11 protein-coding genes are annotated in these 18,538 nt (G+C 69.9%); 5 read left to right on the top strand and 6 right to left on the bottom strand.

Annotated features, from left to right (window positions below; all coding sequences use genetic code 11):
* Positions 1–76 precede the first annotated feature (76 nt).
* The 4 genes from ACIQ7M_RS13285 to ACIQ7M_RS13300 all read left to right on the top strand — a co-directional run bounded on the left by ACIQ7M_RS13285 (position 77) and on the right by ACIQ7M_RS13300 (position 4,836).
* Positions 77–2,005: a hypothetical protein gene (locus ACIQ7M_RS13285; RefSeq protein WP_403643156.1), complete on the top strand. Its 1,929-nt coding sequence runs from the start codon at positions 77–79 to the stop codon at positions 2,003–2,005.
* Positions 2,006–2,116: 111 nt separating this feature from the next.
* Positions 2,117–3,028 carry a metal-dependent hydrolase gene (locus ACIQ7M_RS13290; protein WP_403643159.1) on the top strand — a complete coding sequence of 304 codons (912 nt, stop codon included), beginning with the start codon at positions 2,117–2,119 and terminating at the stop codon, positions 3,026–3,028.
* Positions 3,028–4,077, top strand: coding sequence for a PDR/VanB family oxidoreductase (locus ACIQ7M_RS13295; RefSeq protein WP_403643162.1), 1,050 nt, complete (start codon positions 3,028–3,030; stop codon positions 4,075–4,077). The genes ACIQ7M_RS13290 and ACIQ7M_RS13295 overlap by 1 nt, the downstream gene beginning before the upstream one ends.
* A 57-nt stretch (positions 4,078–4,134) precedes the next feature.
* Positions 4,135–4,836, top strand: a complete 702-nt coding sequence (locus tag ACIQ7M_RS13300; RefSeq protein WP_355766683.1) for a TetR/AcrR family transcriptional regulator — start codon at positions 4,135–4,137, stop codon at positions 4,834–4,836.
* A 22-nt stretch (positions 4,837–4,858) separates the two neighbouring features.
* On the opposite strand, the gene ACIQ7M_RS13305 is transcribed toward ACIQ7M_RS13300, so the two are convergent.
* From ACIQ7M_RS13305 to ACIQ7M_RS13315, 3 genes are all read right to left on the bottom strand, one after another.
* Positions 4,859–5,224, bottom strand: coding sequence for an isomerase (locus ACIQ7M_RS13305; protein ID WP_355766686.1), 366 nt, complete (start codon positions 5,222–5,224; stop codon positions 4,859–4,861).
* Positions 5,225–5,350: 126 nt separating this feature from the next.
* Positions 5,351–10,750: a pullulanase-type alpha-1,6-glucosidase gene (pulA, locus tag ACIQ7M_RS13310; protein ID WP_403643541.1), complete on the bottom strand. Its 5,400-nt coding sequence runs from the start codon at positions 10,748–10,750 to the stop codon at positions 5,351–5,353.
* A gap of 144 nt (positions 10,751–10,894) precedes the next feature.
* The gene (locus tag ACIQ7M_RS13315; RefSeq protein WP_386981579.1) at positions 10,895–12,277 is read right to left on the bottom strand and encodes an alpha-amylase family protein; all 1,383 of its coding nucleotides are present in this window, start codon (positions 12,275–12,277) and stop codon (positions 10,895–10,897) included.
* A gap of 196 nt (positions 12,278–12,473) precedes the next feature.
* On the opposite strand from ACIQ7M_RS13315, the gene ACIQ7M_RS13320 reads away from it, so the two are divergent.
* Positions 12,474–14,519 (top strand): carbohydrate-binding module family 20 domain-containing protein, encoded by a 2,046-nt coding sequence (locus tag ACIQ7M_RS13320; RefSeq protein WP_403643167.1) that lies wholly within the window; start codon positions 12,474–12,476, stop codon positions 14,517–14,519.
* Positions 14,520–14,627: 108 nt separating this feature from the next.
* Here ACIQ7M_RS13320 and ACIQ7M_RS13325 read toward each other — a convergent pair whose 3' ends face one another.
* The 3 genes from ACIQ7M_RS13325 to ACIQ7M_RS13335 all read right to left on the bottom strand — a co-directional run bounded on the left by ACIQ7M_RS13325 (position 14,628) and on the right by ACIQ7M_RS13335 (position 18,467).
* The gene (locus ACIQ7M_RS13325) at positions 14,628–16,307 is read right to left on the bottom strand and encodes a glycoside hydrolase family 13 protein (protein WP_355768846.1); all 1,680 of its coding nucleotides are present in this window, start codon (positions 16,305–16,307) and stop codon (positions 14,628–14,630) included.
* A gap of 233 nt (positions 16,308–16,540) precedes the next feature.
* The gene (locus tag ACIQ7M_RS13330) at positions 16,541–17,449 is read right to left on the bottom strand and encodes a sugar ABC transporter permease (RefSeq protein WP_403643170.1); all 909 of its coding nucleotides are present in this window, start codon (positions 17,447–17,449) and stop codon (positions 16,541–16,543) included.
* A gap of 13 nt (positions 17,450–17,462) precedes the next feature.
* The gene (locus tag ACIQ7M_RS13335) at positions 17,463–18,467 is read right to left on the bottom strand and encodes a sugar ABC transporter permease (RefSeq protein WP_355768852.1); all 1,005 of its coding nucleotides are present in this window, start codon (positions 18,465–18,467) and stop codon (positions 17,463–17,465) included.
* Positions 18,468–18,538: the final 71 nt, after the last annotated feature.

Consider the following 18,538-nt stretch of genomic DNA (forward strand, 5'->3'; position numbering starts at 1 on the left):
CCCGGACGCGTCCGCGGATTCCCCGGCCGCCCGGCGGGGCCGGTGACCATCCGCCGATTCGCTCGTTCTGCTGAACGTGCAGTCACAGGATGTAGCCCCGCGCCCCGCACCCTCCTCCGGAGCCGTCGTCGACGTCGAGCAGGCCGAGGCCGCCCTCGTCGAGCACTATCCGCGGCTGGTCCGGCTCGCCTATCTGACGCTTCCGCCGAGCCTCGGCCGCAACCGGCGGGTGCTGACCGCGCACGCCCTCACCCAGCGCGCGCTGCCCCGGGGCCGGGCGGCGGGCGACGCCTCGGTGATCCCCACCCAGCAGAGCGGCGGGGGCCGTGACGGCGACCCGGGCTACGCCTTCGTACGCCTCCAGGTGGTGCGGATGGCGCTGGAGGCCGGGCTGCCGCTGAAGCGGTGGGCGTGGCCCAAGCGGTCCCAGCTTCCGCCGTTCCTCCCCCAGGTGTGGGGTCTGCGGCTCTTCCCGCGCTCGGGCGGCGCCGACGAACTGACCCTGGACCAGCGGCTGTCCGCGCTCTCGGGGCCGGCCCGTGCCGCGTACGTGCTGCGCGCCCTGGACAAGCTGGCCGACCCGCGGCTGCGCCAGGTGCTGACGGCCGCGGGGGTCGAGGACCCGGCCGCGGCGCTGAAGGAGGCCTCGGCCGTCGAGGCGCGGGACGCGCTGCTCGACTCCCCCGAGTTCGACCCCTGCTCGCTGCAGGCCCGGCCCACCGATCTGATGCGGCGCAGGCAGCACATGAAGGCCGCGCTCGTCGCCACCGCCGCCGTGGCCGTGTGCGGGGCGCTGCTCGCGCTGCCCGGCGACGGCTGGGGCCCGGACGGCGCCGCGGCCCCCTCCTACGCGCAGAACCCGGCCGCCGAGGCCGCGCTCGACCCGGCCAGGGTGCAGCGGGTGGCGCCCGCGGCCTGGGAGACCTCCGCGCGCACCGACTTCTCCGTCTGGCCCGCGCGCGGCGGTCTCGTCGACGACTCCGCGCTGCTGCGGCGCGCGCTCGCCGTCTGGGCCAGGCCCGGCGACTCCGTCCACGTGGCGGGGACGCCCGGCACCCCCACCGGCGCCCCGCCCGGACCGCCCCAACTGCTGTACGCGGGCATTGTCGACCAGGCCCGCGTGGTGCTCTTCTACGACGGTCTGCGCGTCGTGCGCTACGCCGAGGCGAAGGACGGCACGAGCGGCACGGCCCTCGACTTCGCGCGGGTCGACGGGGCGAAGGGGGCGGAGGCGAGCGCGGTGCTGCTGGGGCGGGCCGACGGCAACGTCCGCTATCTGACGGCCCCCTGGGTGACCAGGGCCGCCGAGCGTGACCTGCTGAAGCCCTCCGCCGGGGCGATGGACCTCACGCTGTCCGCGGACGGTTCCACCTCCCCGCTGGCCGGACCGCCGGCGAGCGGCGCGTGCACGTCGTGGAACGTGCTCCAGGTCGAGGACTCCTCGGGCAGCCGGCTGCTGACCGACCTCGGCGAGCTGATCCCGGCCCACCTCACCGCGGGCCGTCCGGCCGCGCCCCGGGAGGCGGCGGGAGCGGAGAACCTGCGGGAGTGGGCGCCCATCGCGTGCTCGCTGGCCTCGGCGCGCTCGCAGGGCGTGCGGACCGTGAACGCCTGGGGGTACGCGCGCCAGCCGCTGCCCGACGGGAGCGGATCGGCCGCCTGGGTGTGTACGCGCGCCGACACCTGGCGGGGCGTCGGCACCCGGGTGATGGCCCAGTTCCGTACCCCGGGCGGAACGTACGGGGCGGTCGTCGCGCAGGCCGAGAACTCCCCCGCCTGCGGCTCCCGCGATCCGCAGGTGCTCGCCGGTGTGCTGTGGAAGTCGGGCGCGGGAGCGTGGTATCTCCTCGCGGCCGGCGGCAAGGGCACGGCCTCGGTCGAGGCGACGGGCGGGGTGCGCGGCTCCGCGGCGGGGCCCCTGCTCACCGTACGGACGACGCAGGGATCGCGGGCCGAGCTGAAGGGAACCCTGACGGACGGCCGGCACATCACCGGGCTGCACTGAACGTCCGTGCACCACAATGGAACGGACACCCGGCACGGATTGCTGACACGGACGTAAACAAGTGGGCGCACGGGGCTTCTCCGAGCGCCTACCCGTCAGTACATTGACGCCATGTCTAACACGCAGGCCCGGCAGCCCCGGCCGGTCGAGTCCGAGCGGACGGCTCTCAAGGCACGGAAGGTGTCGTTCTCGTGGGAGGACACACCGCTGCACTGGGTGCCCGACGAGCCGTTCGCCACGCACACCATGAACGTGCTGCATCTGCTGCTGCCGGCCGGCGAGCGATGGTTCGTGCACGTGTACCGGCAGGTCCTGCCCCTCATCCGGGACGAGCGGCTGCGCGAGGACGTCATCGGGTTCATCGGGCAGGAGGCCACGCACTCGCAGGCGCACGACGAGGTGCTGCCCCACCTGGCGGAGCTGGGGCTCGACCCGACGCCGTACACCGCGCAGGTCGACTGGCTCTTCGAGAAGCTGCTCGGCGACCGGACGCTGCCCCCGGGCCGGGCGCGCCGCTGGTGGCTGCTGGAGCGCGTCGCCCTGATCGCCGCGATCGAGCACTACACCGCCTTCCTCGGCGACTGGATCCTGAACGCCGGGGAACTGGACCGGCGCGGGGCCGACCCGGTCATGCTGGACCTGATGCGCTGGCACGGCGCGGAGGAGGTCGAGCACCGCTCGGTGGCGTTCGACCTGTTCCAGCACGTCGACGGCAGCTACCGGCGGCGTGCGCGGACCTGGGCGACCGCCTTCACCGCGCTCGTCTTCCTGTGGCAGCGCGGCGCCCGGTTCTTCATGGAGAACGATCCGACGCTCGTGAACGGCAGGGCGAGCTTCAAGGAGTTCCACACCAGCGGAAAGCGGGGCGTGCTGCCGCCGACCGGGGACCTGCTGAGGTCCGTCCCCCGCTACCTCAGCCGCACCTACCACCCCTCGCAGGAGGCCTCCACCGAGCAGGCGATCGCCTATCTCGCCTCCTCCCCCGCCGCCACGGCCGCCGAGAAGAACACGGATGCCGCGTGATGCCCGGACTGCGGACCGTCGTCGCCGTGGCCGGTGCGGCCGTGCTCGTACGACGGGCTATGCGCCGCCGGATCGAGGCGTCACCGCTGTGGCCGCTGCCCGCCCTGGAGGACCCCCGCTCCGGCCGGCCCCGCACCCGGGCCCTGCGGCTGCGGGTCGCCCGGCACGAGCGCGTCGCCGACGGCGTCGTCCTGACGCGCCTGGAGGGAGCCGAACTGCCGCCCTGGGAGCCGGGAGCCCACCTCGACCTGGTGCTGCCCTCGGGGCTCGTCCGGCAGTACTCCCTGTGCGGGGACCCGGAGGACCGCTCCGCGTACACCGTCGCGACCCGGCTCGTCGAGGACGGGCGCGGCGGCTCGCGCGAGGTGCACGAGAACCTCCGGGAGGGCATGCGGGTCGAGGTGCGCGGACCGCGCAACCGCTTCCCGCTCGTGGCGGCACCGGCGTACGTCTTCGTCGTGGGCGGGATCGGGATCACCCCGGTGCTGCCGATGCTGCGGGCCCTCCCGGAGGGCACCGACTGGCGGTTGCTGTACGGCGGCCGGACCCGTGCCTCGATGCCGTTCCTGGAGGAGATCGAGAAGCTGGACCGCTCGAAGGTCACCGTCGTCGCCGAGGACGAGGACGGACTGCCGGACCTGGACGCGCTGTTCGCGGATACCGTCCCGGGCACGGCGGTCTACTGCTGCGGACCCGACGGGCTCATGGCCGCGGTCGCGGCGCGGATCCCGGACGGGGCGGCACTGCACCTGGAGCGGTTCACCGCCCGCGCGCCCGACGGGGGCGACACCGCCTTCGAGGTCGAACTGCGGCGCAGCGGACGCACGGTGACCGTGCCCGCCGGCACGACGGTCCTCGCCGCGGTCCGCGCGGAGCTGCCCGGCACGCTCTACTCCTGCGAGCAGGGATTCTGCGGAACCTGTCGGCAACGTGTCCTGGAGGGGGAGATCGAGCACCGGGACGAACTGCTGACGGACGCGGAGCGTGACGACTCGATGCTCATCTGCGTCTCGCGGACACGAGGTGGGCGAATCGTGCTGGACATGTGAACATCCGCCGTCCGGACCGGCCCGATCAGGTCCGGACGCGATCGGTAAAGTGTCCACATGACAATCGGGGTACGCCGCAGGATGGGTGTCGAGGAGCGACGGCAGCAGTTGATCGGCGTCGCCCTCGAACTGTTCAGCCGACGCTCGCCCGACGAGGTCTCCATCGACGAGATAGCCTCGGCCGCGGGCATCTCACGGCCGTTGGTGTACCACTACTTCCCGGGCAAACTCAGCCTGTACGAAGCGGCGTTGCAGCGTGCCGCGGACGATCTCGCGGGCCGGTTCGTGGAGTCCCGCGAGGGTCCGCTGGGCACGCGGCTGCTGCGGGTGATGCGCCGCTTCTTCGACTTCGTGGACGACCACGGGCCCGGCTTCGCCGCGTTGATGCGGGGCGGCCCGGCCGTCGGCTCGTCGACCACCAACGCGCTGATCGACTCCGTACGGCAGGCGGCCTACCTCCAGATCCTGTCGCATCTGGACGTCGAGGAACCGCCCGCCCGGCTGGAGCTGGTGATCCGTTCCTGGATCTCGCTCGTCGAGTCGACCGCGCTGATCTGGCTGGACGGACGACGGATTCCGCGCGGCGAGCTGGAGGTGCAGCTCGTGCACGACTTCGCGGCCCTGGCGGCGGTCAGCGCCGCCTACGACCCGGAGGTCGCCGCGCTGCTGCGCACGGGGCTCAAGGGCGAACCGGGCGACGGGCCGTTCACCGACCTCGTCGTCCGGCTGCTCGCGCTCGCCTCGCCGCCAGAGGCGTGACCCCTGAGGCGTGACCCCGCTCCTACGCCTCGAACTTCCGGTACGACGGGTCGAGATCGCGCACCTCGACGGACACGTGCAGAGTGACCCCGTCCGTGGGCTCGATGTGCTCCCGCAGCAGCTCCAGCGTGGCCTCGGTCAGCTCGGCCTTGGTCTCGTCGCTGCGGCCGGCCAGCAGAGCGATGCCGACATGGACGATGGCGGGACCTCCCGTGCCCGTGGCCACCACGTCTCCCACGATCTCGTCCTCGGTCCGCAGGGTGCGCAATTTGCACGCCTCCAGCCGCGCGGCCGCGATCTCGACGATCACGGGGTGCAACGCGAGCGCGAACGCACTCCAGTCGACGTGGTCGAGGGCCGGGGAGGTCTCGACGGTGATCTGCGGCATGGGCGCTCCTGTTCCCTGAAAGGTCCCGATCACCCTAGCCGCAGCACCCGGCACGACGACGGGGGCGGCCCCGGACCCCCGTCATGCTCAGGGTGTCCGGGGCCGCCCCCGTCGGTCAGGTCGCTGTCACGGAGTCCGGGTGAACACCGCCACCGTGCGGGCCGGGACCGTGAAGGAGCCCGTGTCCTTCACGTAGGACGAGGTCTTGACGACCGAGTCCGCGCCCTTCGCCTGCACCGGGTGCAGCGCGTACGCCGAACCGGCCAGCGAGCCGACGGTCTGCTTCTGCTTCTCCGGGGTCGCGTTGAAGACGATCACGAGGTCGCCGAGGCGCGCGGTGATCACTCCGGGGGTCTCGTCCTTGCCCGACAGCGGGAAGGAGAGCTGCGACTGCACCTGGGCGGCCGTGGAGAGCGAGAAGACCTTCTCGCCCGTACGGATCCGCTGGAGGTCCTGGAAGGCGGCCGAGGCGCCGTCGATCTGCTCGCAGCCCACCGTGACGGAGGTCAGCAGCGGCTTGGCGAACGGCCACTTCGTGGTGTTGTCCGCGGCCATCGGCAGCCCGCGCCCGAATCCGTTGCCGTCCTGGCAGTTCCAGTGGATGGCGTTGAACCAGTCACCGCTGTCGAAGGAGTTGCGGTCCAGCGACTTGGAGCGCAGCAGGTCGGAGCCGGCCTGGGAGAGGGACGGACCCTGCGAGAGGGTGGCCGTCGCCATGGACAGGACCTGCATCCGGGCCCGGTCGGCGGCACTGGTCGACGCGGGCAGCTTGTACGTCAGCGCGTCGTACAGCGACTCGTTGTCGTGCGCGTCGGCGTAGGCGAGCGCGTCGCCGGGGGCCGCCGCGTAGCCGGCGGGCTGGCCGTTGTAGTCGATCTCGGAGCCCTTGACCTCCTTGCCGTCGGTGTCGGTGAAGCGGTACGCCGCCAGGTTGCCGGTCAGGCCGACCTTGATGAGGTCCTGGTAGTGCAGCAGGCGGGCCTTCTGCTCGGCCGGGGTGCCGTTGCCGGTGGAGGAGTTGGGGTCGGTGTACAGGCCCGAGCCGAAGCCCTGGACGCCGGGGTCGGAGTCGAAGGGGCTGCCGCCGCGGACGGCGTCACGGGCGCGGTCGGAGAAGGTCGCGATGCCCGTCCCCGCCATGTTCTTCTGGGTGGCCTGGACGAACCGGGCGTCGTCGGCGACCTCACCGAAGTTCCATCCCTCGCCGTACAGGATGATCTTCTTGCCGTCGACGCCGTCCTTCGCGAGGGTCAGCCCGTCGAGGGCCTTCCTGACCGCGAGGATGTTGGCCTTGGGCTGGTGGCCCATGAGGTCGAAGCGGAAGCCGTCGACCTTGTACTCCTTGGCCCAGGTGACGATCGAGTCGACCACCAGCTTGCCCATCATGGCGTTCTCGGTCGCCGTGTTGGAGCAGCAGGTGGAGTTGGCGACGCTGCCGTCGGCGAGGAGCCGCTGGTAGTAGCCGGGGACGACCTTGTCGAGGACGCTGGTGTCGGCCTGGCCGCTCGCGGCGGTGTGGTTGTAGACCACGTCCATGACGACCCTGAGGCCGTCCTCGTTGAGCGACTTGACCATCTTGCGGAACTCGACCGTGCGGCCGGTGCCGTTCGGGTCGGTGGCGTAGGAGCCCTCGGGGACCGTGTAGTGGTACGGGTCGTAGCCCCAGTTGTAGGCGTCCTTGGCGGCGGTCTTCGCCACGCACTCCTGCTGCTTCTCGGAGTCGGCGGCGTAGGAGGGCAGGTCGCAGTCGGTGCTCTGCCGGTCCGCCTTCTTCTCGGGGATGGTGGCGATGTCGAACGCGGGCAGCAGGTGCACGTACGAGGTGCCGGACTTCGCCAGCGCCTTGAGGTGCTTGGAGCCGTCGCTGTTCTTGTCGGTGAAGGCGAGGTAGGTGCCCTGGTCCTTCGCGGGGACGGTCTTGTCCGCCACCGAGAAGTCACGGACGTGCAGTTCCTGGATCTGCGCGTCCTTCAGCGGTACGGCCTTGGGCTTCTTGAGCGAGGACCAGCCCGAGGGGGCGAGGGACCCGGCGTCCAGGTCGACGACCAGGCTGCGCTCCGAGTCCGCCGTCAGGGCCACCGAGTACGGGTCGGTCACCTTGTTGGTGACGATCTTGCGGACGGTCGGCGCCCACACCGTCACGACGTAGCGGTAGGGCTTGCCCGTCCAGGACTTCTTTCCGGTGACGGACCAGACGCCGGTGGCGCCGTCGCGCTTCATGGCGACGGTGGAGCCGCCGAGGTCGAGGCTCACCGACTGGGCGGTCGGGGCCCACACCGAGAGGGTGGGGACACCGCTGTGGAAGACCGGCCCGAGGTGCGCCTTCGTCGCGGGGTACAGGTCGTCGAGGGCGCCGGCGATCTGCACGCCGGTGGCCGCGAGCACGGCACCGTTCGCGGCCCGCTGCGAGGCGACGAGCTGGCCGCCGAGCGCGGAGCGCACCCGGTCGCGGTCGCGCGGGTCGACGGACCAGGCGGTGTACGCCTTCAGGTGCGGGTACTTGGCCTTCTGGGCGTCGGTGAGGGTGGTCTTCTCCAGCCGCAGCCAGCGCTCGTCGTCGCTGGTCAGCCCGCCGTCCTTGACGGCGATCGAGCCGTCGTGGGAGGAGAGGAGCTGGGTGGACACCGCGGCGTCGGAGCCGTTCCAGGCGACCGTGTAGCGGTCGATCCAGATCGCCTTGGACGTGGTCAGGTCGAGTGCGGCCGCGCTGCCCTTGGGCTGCGGCAGCAGGTACTTCTCCTGGCCGTTCAGCAGCCACACCTCGTGGCCGTTCGCCGTGAGGTCCAGCGACTGGTCGGTGGGCAGGTCCTTGTCGTCGCCCTTGTGCAGGATGTAGCTGAGGCTGGTCGCGCCCTCGGCGAGCGGCACCTCGAAGACGGCGCCGTAGGCGTCGGTCCGCACCGGCTCCAGGGGCTTCGTCCAGTCCGTGGGCGTCGCGGCCCCGGTCCAGGTGTGCAGGCCCCAGCCGGCGTAGTCTCCGTCGGCGCGGTGGTAGTGGACGACCGCCTTGGTCCTGTCCTGGGCGGGCGGGTCGGGCTGTTCGGTGAGGACGGTGTCCTTGCCCTGTTCGACCCAGACCTCACCGGTCTTGGTGACGTCGATCGTGCGGTCGCTCGCGACGTCCTTGTTGCCGTCCTTGTCGATGACCAGGAAGCCCACGCTGGAGGCTCCGGGCTTCAGCTTCACGTAGGCGAAGGCACCGTAGGCGTCGCGGCCGACGAAGTCGTGTCCGGCGGGCCAGGTCGTGCCCTCACCGTCGGCGATGTCGCCCCAGGCGTACAGGCGCCAGTCGGTGTAGTCGCCGTCGGTGCGCTTGTAGTGGACGACCGCGTAGTCGCGCGAGGAGGCCGCCGGGGTCTCCGGGGCGGGCGCGGCGCCGGTGGTGGACTCGGCCGTCGCGCTCGCGGTGCGTCCGGACCGGTCGACGACGACGGCCTTGTAGCGCAGGGCGGTTCCGGCCGGTACGTCCTCGCCGATGGCCTGGGTGACCTTGTACGGGGCGTGGTCGGCGGTGCCGAGGGTGCGCCATGTGCCGTCGCCCACCTGGGCGGCGAAGACGACCCGGTCGAGCTGTCCGCCGGTGACGTCCGCCGACAGGTCGACGGTGCCGGTGGCGCCCGCGGCGGGGGCCTTCAGCGTCAGCGCGGGCTTGGAGGCGGGGGCGGCGGGCCGGCCCGCGGCCTTGAGGACGACGGAGGAACCGGCCGGGACGGTGACGGTGACCTTCTTGTCCCCGTCGCTCCTGGCCGAGGCCGAGGTTCCGTACACGGCCCGGAAGTCCGTGTTCGCCGAGCCGGTCGCGAAGGTGGCCGACTTGGCCTCGTCCGCGTTGTTCACGGCGACGACGTACTCGGTGCCGCTCTTCGCGTCCGTGCGGGAGAAGGCGTAGACGCCGGCGCCGTCCGCGGCGTACCGCTCCGTCTGGACCCCGTCGGCGAGGGCCGGGTTGTCCTTGCGCAGCTTGGAGAGTGCGCTGATCGTCTTGTAGAGCGGGGCACCCGTGTCGTAGGCGTCGCTCGCGTGGGTGCGGTCGGTGCCGATCTCGTCGTCGTCGAGGTAGTCGCCGATCTTGGAGGCGAACATCGTCTGCCGGGCGTCCTTGTCGCCGCCGGAGCCGGTGAAGCCCTGTTCGTCGCCGTAGTAGACGACGGGGTTGCCGCGGCTGAGGAACATCAGCTCGTTGGCGAGCTTGTCCTTCTTCAGCAGCTCGGCGTCGGTCGCCTTCGGGTTGTCCTGGTCCAGGAAGTAGCCGATGCGGCCCATGTCGTGGTTGCCGAGGAAGGTGACCTGCTCGTACGCGTTGGCCTTGTCGGTCGTGTACTTGTAGTCGTCCGCGAACAGGGACGAGAGCTTCTGCGCGCTGCCGCCCTGCGAGGCGTAGGAGCGGGCCGCGTCCTGGAACGGGAAGTCGAGCGTGGCGTCGAGGCGGCCCTGGGTCACGTACGGCGAGGTGATCGACGTGTCGGCGGAGTAGACCTCGCCGAACATGAAGAAGTTCTTGCGCCCGTGCCGGGCGGCGTACGCGTCGAGGGCGGTCGCCCACTGCGTCCAGAACTCCATGTTCACGTGCTTGACGGTGTCGATCCGGAAGCCGTCGATCCCGAAGTCCTCGACCCACTTCTCGTAGATCTTCTCCATGCCGCTGACGACCTCGGGACGCTCGGTCCACAGGTCGTCGAGGCCGGAGAAGTCGCCGTAGGTGGTGGACTCGCCGGCGTAGGTGGAGTCACCGCGGTTGGTGTACATGGTCGTGTCGTTGAGCCACGACGGGACCTTGGCGTTCTTCTTCGCGGCGGGAACCGTCGGCGTGCGGGGGAAGGAGTCGGCGTCCACCGACGGGAACCCCTTGGTGCCGGCCGCGTAGTCCGCGTCGTCGAAGGGCTTGCCGTCCTTGGTCAGGTACGGGAAGGCGCCCTTGGAGAGGTAGTTGTAGGACTGTTCCTTGTAGTCGACGACATCGGCCGTGTGGTTGGTGATGACGTCGAAGAAGACCTTCATGCCCTTGGCGTGGGCCTTGGAGATCAGTGTCTCCAGGTCCTTGTTGGTGCCGAAGTGCGGGTCGACCTTGGTGAAGTCGGTGATCCAGTAGCCGTGGTAGCCGGCCGAGGCGTCCTTGCCGGTGCCCTGGACGGGCTGGTTCTTGAAGATCGGCGCCATCCAGATGGCGGTGGTGCCGAGGCCCTTGATGTAGTCGAGCCGCTTGGTCAGACCCTTGAGGTCGCCGCCCTGGTAGAAGCCCTTGTCGGTGGGGTCGTACCCGGTCGAGAGCCTCGAACCGGTCAGTCCGCCCTTGTCGTTGGACGTGTCGCCGTTGGCGAAGCGGTCCGGCATCACGAAGTAGAACTGGTCACGGGTGGAGTCGTGCCGTGTCGGCTCGGCGGCGAGCTTCGCGTCCGACGGCGGTGCGGGCGGGGTCTGGGCCCTCGCCACAAGGGGTTGCGCAAGCGATACGGCCAGTGCGGCTGCGAGGACGGCTGCACGCAGCCTGGGGCGGCTGGTGCGGCTCGCCGGCCCTCTCGGTATCAGGTCCACAGTCGTGAACTCCTAGCGATTACGGCGTACTCGGGTCCGACCCCGCGCAGCGTTTCGGCCACGATGCCGAACGCCCGCGTGACCGTATCGCTCACGCAAGGTTTACAGCAAGAGTCTTGCAACATGCGGAAAGGCTTTTCAGCAGCTGGACTTGCCCGCGTAGATCGCGAGGGCCGTGTTGGCGCCCAGCGTCGCCGTGAACTGGCCCGAACTGTTCACGGTGATGCTCGTGTTGTTCTGGACGTTGCAGTACGTTCCCGCGGCCAGGGAGGTGCTGTACGTCCGGCTCAGCGAGGAGGTCTCGTGGTTGATGGCCACGAAGCCCTTGCCGCCCCGGCCGAAAGCGATCGCGTCGTTGCCGTTGTCCCACCAGTTGGAAAGCGCTTGTCCCCGGGTGGCGTTGCGGAAGGCGACCATCGACTTGATCTCCGGCCAGGCGTGCTGACACTTCCAGCCGTCCTGCCAGCAGGCGTTGACCGTACCGCCGTTGGGCGGTCCGGCGTCCGCGTCCGACCACTCGTAGCCGGAGTTGATGTCGGGGGCGCCGTAGGGGTAGGCGAGCATGAAGACGTTGGCGAGGGTGTAGTTCGCCCCGTCCTTGTAGTTGAGCGTTGAGCCGTTGCGCTCGGTGTCGTGGTTGTCGACGAAGACGGCCGCGACCGAGCTGCTCATGTAGCCCCAGCCCTCGCCGTAGTTCTTCAGGTAGGCGAGGTTCTCGTTGTTGAAGACCCGCTTGAGGTCGTAGGCGTAGCGGAACTCCTGGACGTCGCCGTTGCCGGTGTACTCGGTGGGCTGCACGGCCTCGCCGGCGCCGTAGATGGCCTCCTGCTTCCAGTAGACGGACGGATTGCTCAGCCGTGACTTGATGTTGGCGAGGTCGGCGGCCGGCATGTGCTTGGCCGCGTCGATCCGGAAGCCGTCCACGCCGTAGCCGAGCAGGGTGTTCATGTAGCCGGCGATGGCCGACCGGACGTAGGACTCGCCGGTGTCCAGGTCGGCGAGGCCGACGAGTTCGCAGTTCTGGACGTTGGCGCGGTTGGTGTAGTCGCTGATGGTGGAGGTGCAGTCGTCCATGTCGGCGGACGAGTAGAGGCCCGGGTAGTTGTACTTCGTGTACGAAGAGCCTCCCGTGCCGGTGCCGGAACCGGCCGCCATGTGGTTGATCACCGTGTCCGCCACGACCTTCACACCGGCCGCGTGACAGGTGCTGACCATGTTCTTGAAGGCGGTGGCGTCGCCGAGCCGTCCGGCGATCCTGTAGCTGACGGGCTGGTACGAGGTCCACCACTGCGAGCCCTGTATGTGCTCGGCGGGCGGGGACACCTGGACGTAGCCGTATCCGGCGGGGCCCAGCGTGTTGGTGCATTCCTTGGCGACCGAGTCGAATTTCCACTCGAACATGACGGCGGTGACGTCCTTGGTGCCGGGCGGCGAGGCCGCCGCCGTACCGGGGGGAACGGCCACCGTGACCGCCAGGCCCGCCACGAGGGCGAACGAGGCCGCGAGCTTCTTCCGTGCCATGTGTGTGTACTCCTGCACTACGTCGTGCGGGTGGGGGGATCGGAACGTACCGCTTGCAATCATGTTTCAGCAAGATGTCGAAAGAACTTTCAACTTCCTTATTGACGCGCTCCCTTGGGCGGTCCCACGCTCCACACGGGTCAGCTTCCGCGCCCCGCGGCCGTGCTGACCGATCCGGAGAGGAGCCGCATCCCCGATGGTCTTACGGCGAAGAAGGGTTTCCCGGCTGCTGGCGACCGTCGCGCTGACGCTCGGCGGGCTGGCCGCACTGCCGGCCCAGCAGGCAGCAGCAGCGACGGACACCGGTGTCCCCAACGGCGACGTGATCGCCAACCTATGGGAGTGGAACTGGAAGTCGGTCGCGTCCGAGTGTACGAACGTGCTCGACCCGGCCGGCTACGGGGCGGTCCAAGTGGCGCCGCCCGCCGAGTCGTTGAGGCAGTCGAGCTACTACTGGTGGGACGTCTACCAGCCCTACTCGTACAACCTGAACAGCCGTTTCGGCACGGCGGCCGGCTTCAGGGCCATGGTCGACACGTGTCACGCGGCCGGCATCAAGGTCTACACCGACGCGGTGATCAACCACACCGCCGGCCAGACCGGCACCGGGTACAACGGCACGGTCGTCTCCAACAAGTACGACACCCCGGACTACGACCCGGCCGACAGCGACGACTGCACGACGACGATCACCGACTGGACCAACCGCTACCAGGTCCAGCACTGCGAACTGCTCGGCATGCCCGACCTGGACACCGCCGAGAGCAACGTCCGCGCGAAGATCACCGGTTTCCTCAACGCGCAGATCGACCTGGGCGTCGACGGCTTCCGGGTCGACGCGGCCAAGCACATCGAGGCCGCCGACATGAACGCCATCGTCGCCGGACTGCACACCACGACCTCGGGCTCGGCGCCGTACATCACCCAGGAGGTCTATCCCGGCACCCCGCCCTCGATCGACGAGTACTACGGCAGCGGCGACGTCCTCGACTTCGCCTTCGCCTCCCAGATCAAGGCGCAGTTCCAGGGAGACATCGCCAACCTGTCGAGCTTCGGCAGCAGTTGGGGGCTCGTCGCCGAGGCGAACTCCACCACCATGGTCACCAACCACGACACCGAGCGCAACGGCTACTCGCTGAGCTACAAGGACGGCGCGACCGCCGTGCTCGCCAACGTCTACCAGCTCGCCCGCGGTTACGGCCGGCCCTCGGTGTACGCGGGCTGGACGTTCAGCCAGAGCGACCAGGCCCCGCCGAACTCGGGCGGCGGTTTCGTCACCGACACGGACTGCGCCTCCGGCTGGTACTGCCTCGACCGTGACACCGCGGTCTCCGGCATGATCGGCTGGCACAACGCGGCGGCCGGACACGCCGTCGCCGACTGGCAGTCCCCCGCGTCCAACGTGATCGGCTTCGGCCGGGGCAGCGCCGGTTTCGTCGCCATCAACAACAGCTCGGGCGCCAACACCCACACCTGGACGACCGGTCTCGCGGACGGCACCTACCCGAACGTCATCGACGGCGGCGCCACCTCGGTCACGGTCACCGGCGGCACGGCCTCCCTGACCGTGCCCGCCAAGGGCGCCGTCGCCTTCTACGACCCGGACTATGTCTGCACCGTCGACTGCGGTGGCGGCGGCACCGATCCGGGCACGGTCACCGCCACGTTCGGCGAGTACGCCTCGACCACCTCCGGCACGAACGTGTACGTGGTCGGTTCGGCCAGCGCGCTCGGCGGCTGGAACACGGCGAACGCGGTGAAGCTGTCCTCGTCCGGCTACCCGGTCTGGAAGACGGACGTCGCGGTACCGGCGAACAGCGCGATCGCGTACAAGTACATCAAGAAGGACGCCTCGGGGAACGTCACCTGGGAGTCCAACGCCAACCGGACCCTGACCACCGGCACCGCGGCCGTGACGGCCCAGAACTCCTGGAACGTGGCCGACGCCGACGCGACGGACCTGACCTTCGGCGTGACCGCGACCACCGTCTCCGGCACCAGCGTGTACGTCGTCGGTTCGATCCCCGCGCTCGGTTCCTGGAACACGGCCGACGCGATCCCGCTGTCCTCGGCGTCGTACCCGTACTGGGGCCGGCTCGCGATCCTGCCGAAGTCGACCTCGTTCACGTACAAGTACATCAAGAAGGACGCCTCGGGCGCCGTGACCTGGGAGTCCGGGAGCGATCGTGCCTACACGACGGGCTCGGGCGCCGGGTACTCCGTGAGCGACACCTGGCGGTAACGGCCGGGGAAAGGAAGAAGACCCGCGCGAAAGCGGTGCTCCGGTGGTCAGGACCGGAGCACCGCTTCCGCGCGGGTCGGATCACGCGTGGGTCAGGTCACGCGTGGGTCAGACGGCCCACCAGACGGTGGTGTCGGCGGGCAGCTTCGCCTGGTCGTCCTGCGAGACGGTCACCTCGCCGCTGGCGACGAGCACCCGGCCGTACGCGGGGACGGTCACGGCCTCGGACCCGGTGTTCGCGGTGCACACGAAGTCACCGCGCCGGAAGGCGAGTACGCCCTCCGGGGCGGTCAGCCACGTGACGGTGTCGCCCGCGCCGAGGTCGGCGCGCTCCCGCCGCACGGCCAGCGCGTCGCGGTACAGCTCCAGGGTGGAACCCGCGACACCGCTCTGCGCCTCGACACTCAGCTCGGCCCACTCGGCCGGCTGCGGCAGCCAGCTTCCGCCGTCACCGAAGCCGTACGACGAGCCGGTGCGGGTCCACGGGATCGGCACCCGGCAGCCGTCGCGGAAGCCGTCCTGTCCGGCACCCCGGAAGAAGGCCGGGTCCTGGCGCGCCTCGTCCGGCAGGTCGACGACGTCGGGCAGGCCGAGCTCCTCGCCCTGGTACACGTAGGCGGAGCCGGGCAGCGCCAGCATCAGCAGGCTCGCCGCGCGGGCCCGGCGCAGACCGAGCTCGCGGTCGCCCGCGGTGCGGATCTGGGTGCCGAGGCCGGCCTCGTTGGCGAAGCGGGTGGCGTGCCGGGTCACGTCGTGGTTGGACAGCACCCAGGTGGAGGGCGCGCCGACGGGACGCATCGCGTCGAGCGTGCGGTCGATCACCGCGCGCAGCTCCTCGGCCTCCCAGTGGGAGCCCAGGTACTGGAAGTTGAAGGCCTGGTGCAGCTCGTCGGGGCGCACGTAGTTCGCGGTGCGCTCGACGGTGGGCGTCCACGCCTCGGCGACGAAGATGCGCTCGCCGGAGTACTCGTCGAGGATCGTGCGCCACTGGCGGTAGATGTCGTGCACGCCGTCCTGGTCGAAGAACGGCATGACATCGTTGCCCAGCAGTTTGAGCTGGTCGTGGCCGCCGAGGTCCGGCAGGCCCTCCGCCTTGACCATGCCGTGCGCGACGTCGATGCGGAAGCCGTCGACGCCCATGTCCAGCCAGAACCGCAGGATCGAGCGGAACTCGTCGCCCACGGCCGGGTGTTCCCAGTTGAAGTCGGGCTGCTCGGGCGCGAAGAGGTGCAGGTACCACTCTCCGGCGGTGCCGTCGGGCTCGGTGACCCGGGTCCAGGCCGGGCCGCCGAAGATGGACTCCCAGTCGTTGGGCGGCAGTTCGCCGTTCTCGCCCTTGCCGGGGCGGAAGTGGTAGCGGTCGCGCAGCGAGGAGCCGGGGCCCTCGCGCAGCGCGCGCTTGAACCACTCGTGCTGGTCGGAGGAGTGGTTGGGCACGAGGTCGACGATGATCCGCAGCCCGAGACCGTGGGCGTCGCGGATCAGGGCGTCGGCGTCCAGCAGGTTGCCGAACATGGGGTCGACGGCCCGGTAGTCCGCCACGTCGTAGCCGGCGTCGGCCTGCGGCGAGGCGTAGAAGGGGCTGAGCCACACGGCGTCCACGCCGAGGTCGCGCAGGTACGGGAGTCGGGAACGTACGCCCTCCAGGTCGCCCATGCCGTCGCCGTTGCTGTCGGCGAAGCTGCGCGGATAGACCTGGTAGATCACCGCGTCGCGCCACCAGTCGCGATGCGCGGCGACGGTGGCGAGAACGGAGTTCGGGGCCTGGTCGGCGGAGTGCTGGCTCATGGCGTCCTTGATGCGATGAGGGTCCCCGGGTCCGGGCGCTGCCGGGCGATGGGGAGGAAATCGGCTGTGGGGGCAGACCCCTGCTCGCGCGAGGCCGGGAGCACGGGGCAAAAGGCGTCGGGGCGGGGGGATGAGGCGGCCGCGGTACCGGCGGGGTCGGATGGGCACCGCGGCCGCCACCCGCGCGCGATGAGCGCGCGGGAGACTGGGGCGTTCGGGGGCGTCCTCGCGGATCAGCCCTTCGTGCCGCCCGCGGTGAGTCCGGTCACCAGGTTCTTCTGCACGAGGTAGAAGAAGGCGGAGACGGGTATCGCGACCAGCACGGCGGTGGCCGCCATCAGGTTGCGCTGCGCGTCGTGCTCGCTGACGAAGCTCTGGAGGCCGACGGCGAAGGTGTACTTCGAGTCGTCCAGCATGAACGTCGAGGCGAAGGCGACCTCACCGAACGCGGTGATGAAGTTGTAGAACGCGGCCACCGCGAGACCCGGCTTGGCGAGCGGCAGGATCAGCCGGAAGAAGGTGCCGAAGGGGCTGAGTCCGTCGACCCGGCCGGCCTCGTCGATCTCGAACGGGATGGTGTCGAAGTAGCCCTTGAGCAGCCAGGCGCTGTAGGGCACCGCCGTCGAGCAGTAGACGAGGATCAGGCCGAAGTAATTGTCGATGAGCTGCAGGTCCGAGAGGATCTGGTACATCGGCACGATCAGTACGGCGATCGGGAACATCTGGGTGACGAGCAGGACCCACATGAACTTCTTGTAGCCGGGGAAGCGCATGCGCGAGACCGCGTAGCCGGTGGTGGCCGCGACCATCACGCCGATGACCGTGGTGCCGAGCGACACGATGAGCGAACTCTTCATCCACAGGAAGAAGTTCGTGTGCTGGAGCACGAAGGAGTAGTTGCCGAGCGTCATCGTGTGCCAGATGCGTCCGGGGTGCAGGTAGTCGTCCTGGTCCGGACCGAGGGACAGGAAGACCAGCCAGGCGATCGGGAACAGCGCGACCAGGCTCGCGACGGTCAGGATGCCGTGGGAGACCAGCGAGCCGAGGAGGCCGCGCCGGCCGCGCCGGAGCGCCGGGCGGGGCGACTCGGCGGACGTGGTGGCCTCGTCGGCCGGAGGCGTCTGCAGTGTGGTGGTGCTCATGGAGACTCCCGCCTCAGATCGCGAGCTGCTGGTCATTGCGGTTCAGCCAGCGGCGGTAGAAGGAGGTGAAGACGATCAGGATGGCCAGCAGCAGCATGCCGTAGGCCGCCGACTGAGCGAAGTCACGCGGCTGCTGTCCGAAGCCGAGGTAGTAGGCCCAGGTGACGAGGATCTGCGCGTCCGGGGCGGTGCTGCCGAAGAGCAGGAAGATCACGGCGAACTGGTTGAAGGTCCAGATGATGCCGAGGAGCACGACGGTGGAGCTGACCGACCTGAGGCCCGGCAGGGTCACGAAGCGGAACTGCTGCCACTTGTTGGCGCCGTCCATCTCGGCGGCCTCGTACAGCGTTCCGTCGATGGACTGCAGTCCGCCGAGCAGCGAGACCATCATGAACGGCACACCGCACCAGGTGTTGACCATGATGGCGGCGAAGCGCTGCCAGAAGGTGTCCTCCAGCCACGCGGGCGCCGGCAGGTGCACCGCGTCGAGCATGGAGTTGATGATGCCGCCGTCGGCGAGCATGAAGCGCCAGCCGAACACGGTGACGAAGGTCGGCACGGCCCAGGGCAGCACCAGGATCAGCCGGTAGACCGTACGGCCGCGCAGCTTCTGGTTGAGCAGCAGCGCGAGGCCCAGGCCGACGCAGTAGTGCAGGGCGACGCAGATGACGGTCCAGGCAATGGTCCAGATGAAGTGCGACCAGAAGCGGTCGTACGACGTCGGACCCCACAGGATGTCCTTGTAGTTGTCCAGACCGATGAACTTGTAGGTGGCGTCGATGTGGTTGACGCCGATCGTGCGGGCCGAGTTGAGGCTGTTCGCGTCCGTCAGCGTCAGATAGAGGCCCCGTACCAGGGGATAGAGCACCAATCCGCCGAGTACGACGACGACCGGGGCGATCATCGCGTACGCGTACCAGTACTTCTGGTACGAGTGCTTGAGACGCTGCATCCGGCCGGGACGCGGTGCTCGGTCACCGCGGCGCTTGCCGGTCGCGCGGTCGATGGCGACTGTCATGGTTCGACACCTTCTGCAAGATCAGGAGTTGGGCGCACACAGCCGGTGGCCGCCGGGTCCGTTCCCCACTG

The sequence above is a fragment of the Streptomyces sp. NPDC096324 genome (genome assembly GCF_044763015.1).
Taxonomy (GTDB): domain Bacteria; phylum Actinomycetota; class Actinomycetes; order Streptomycetales; family Streptomycetaceae; genus Streptomyces.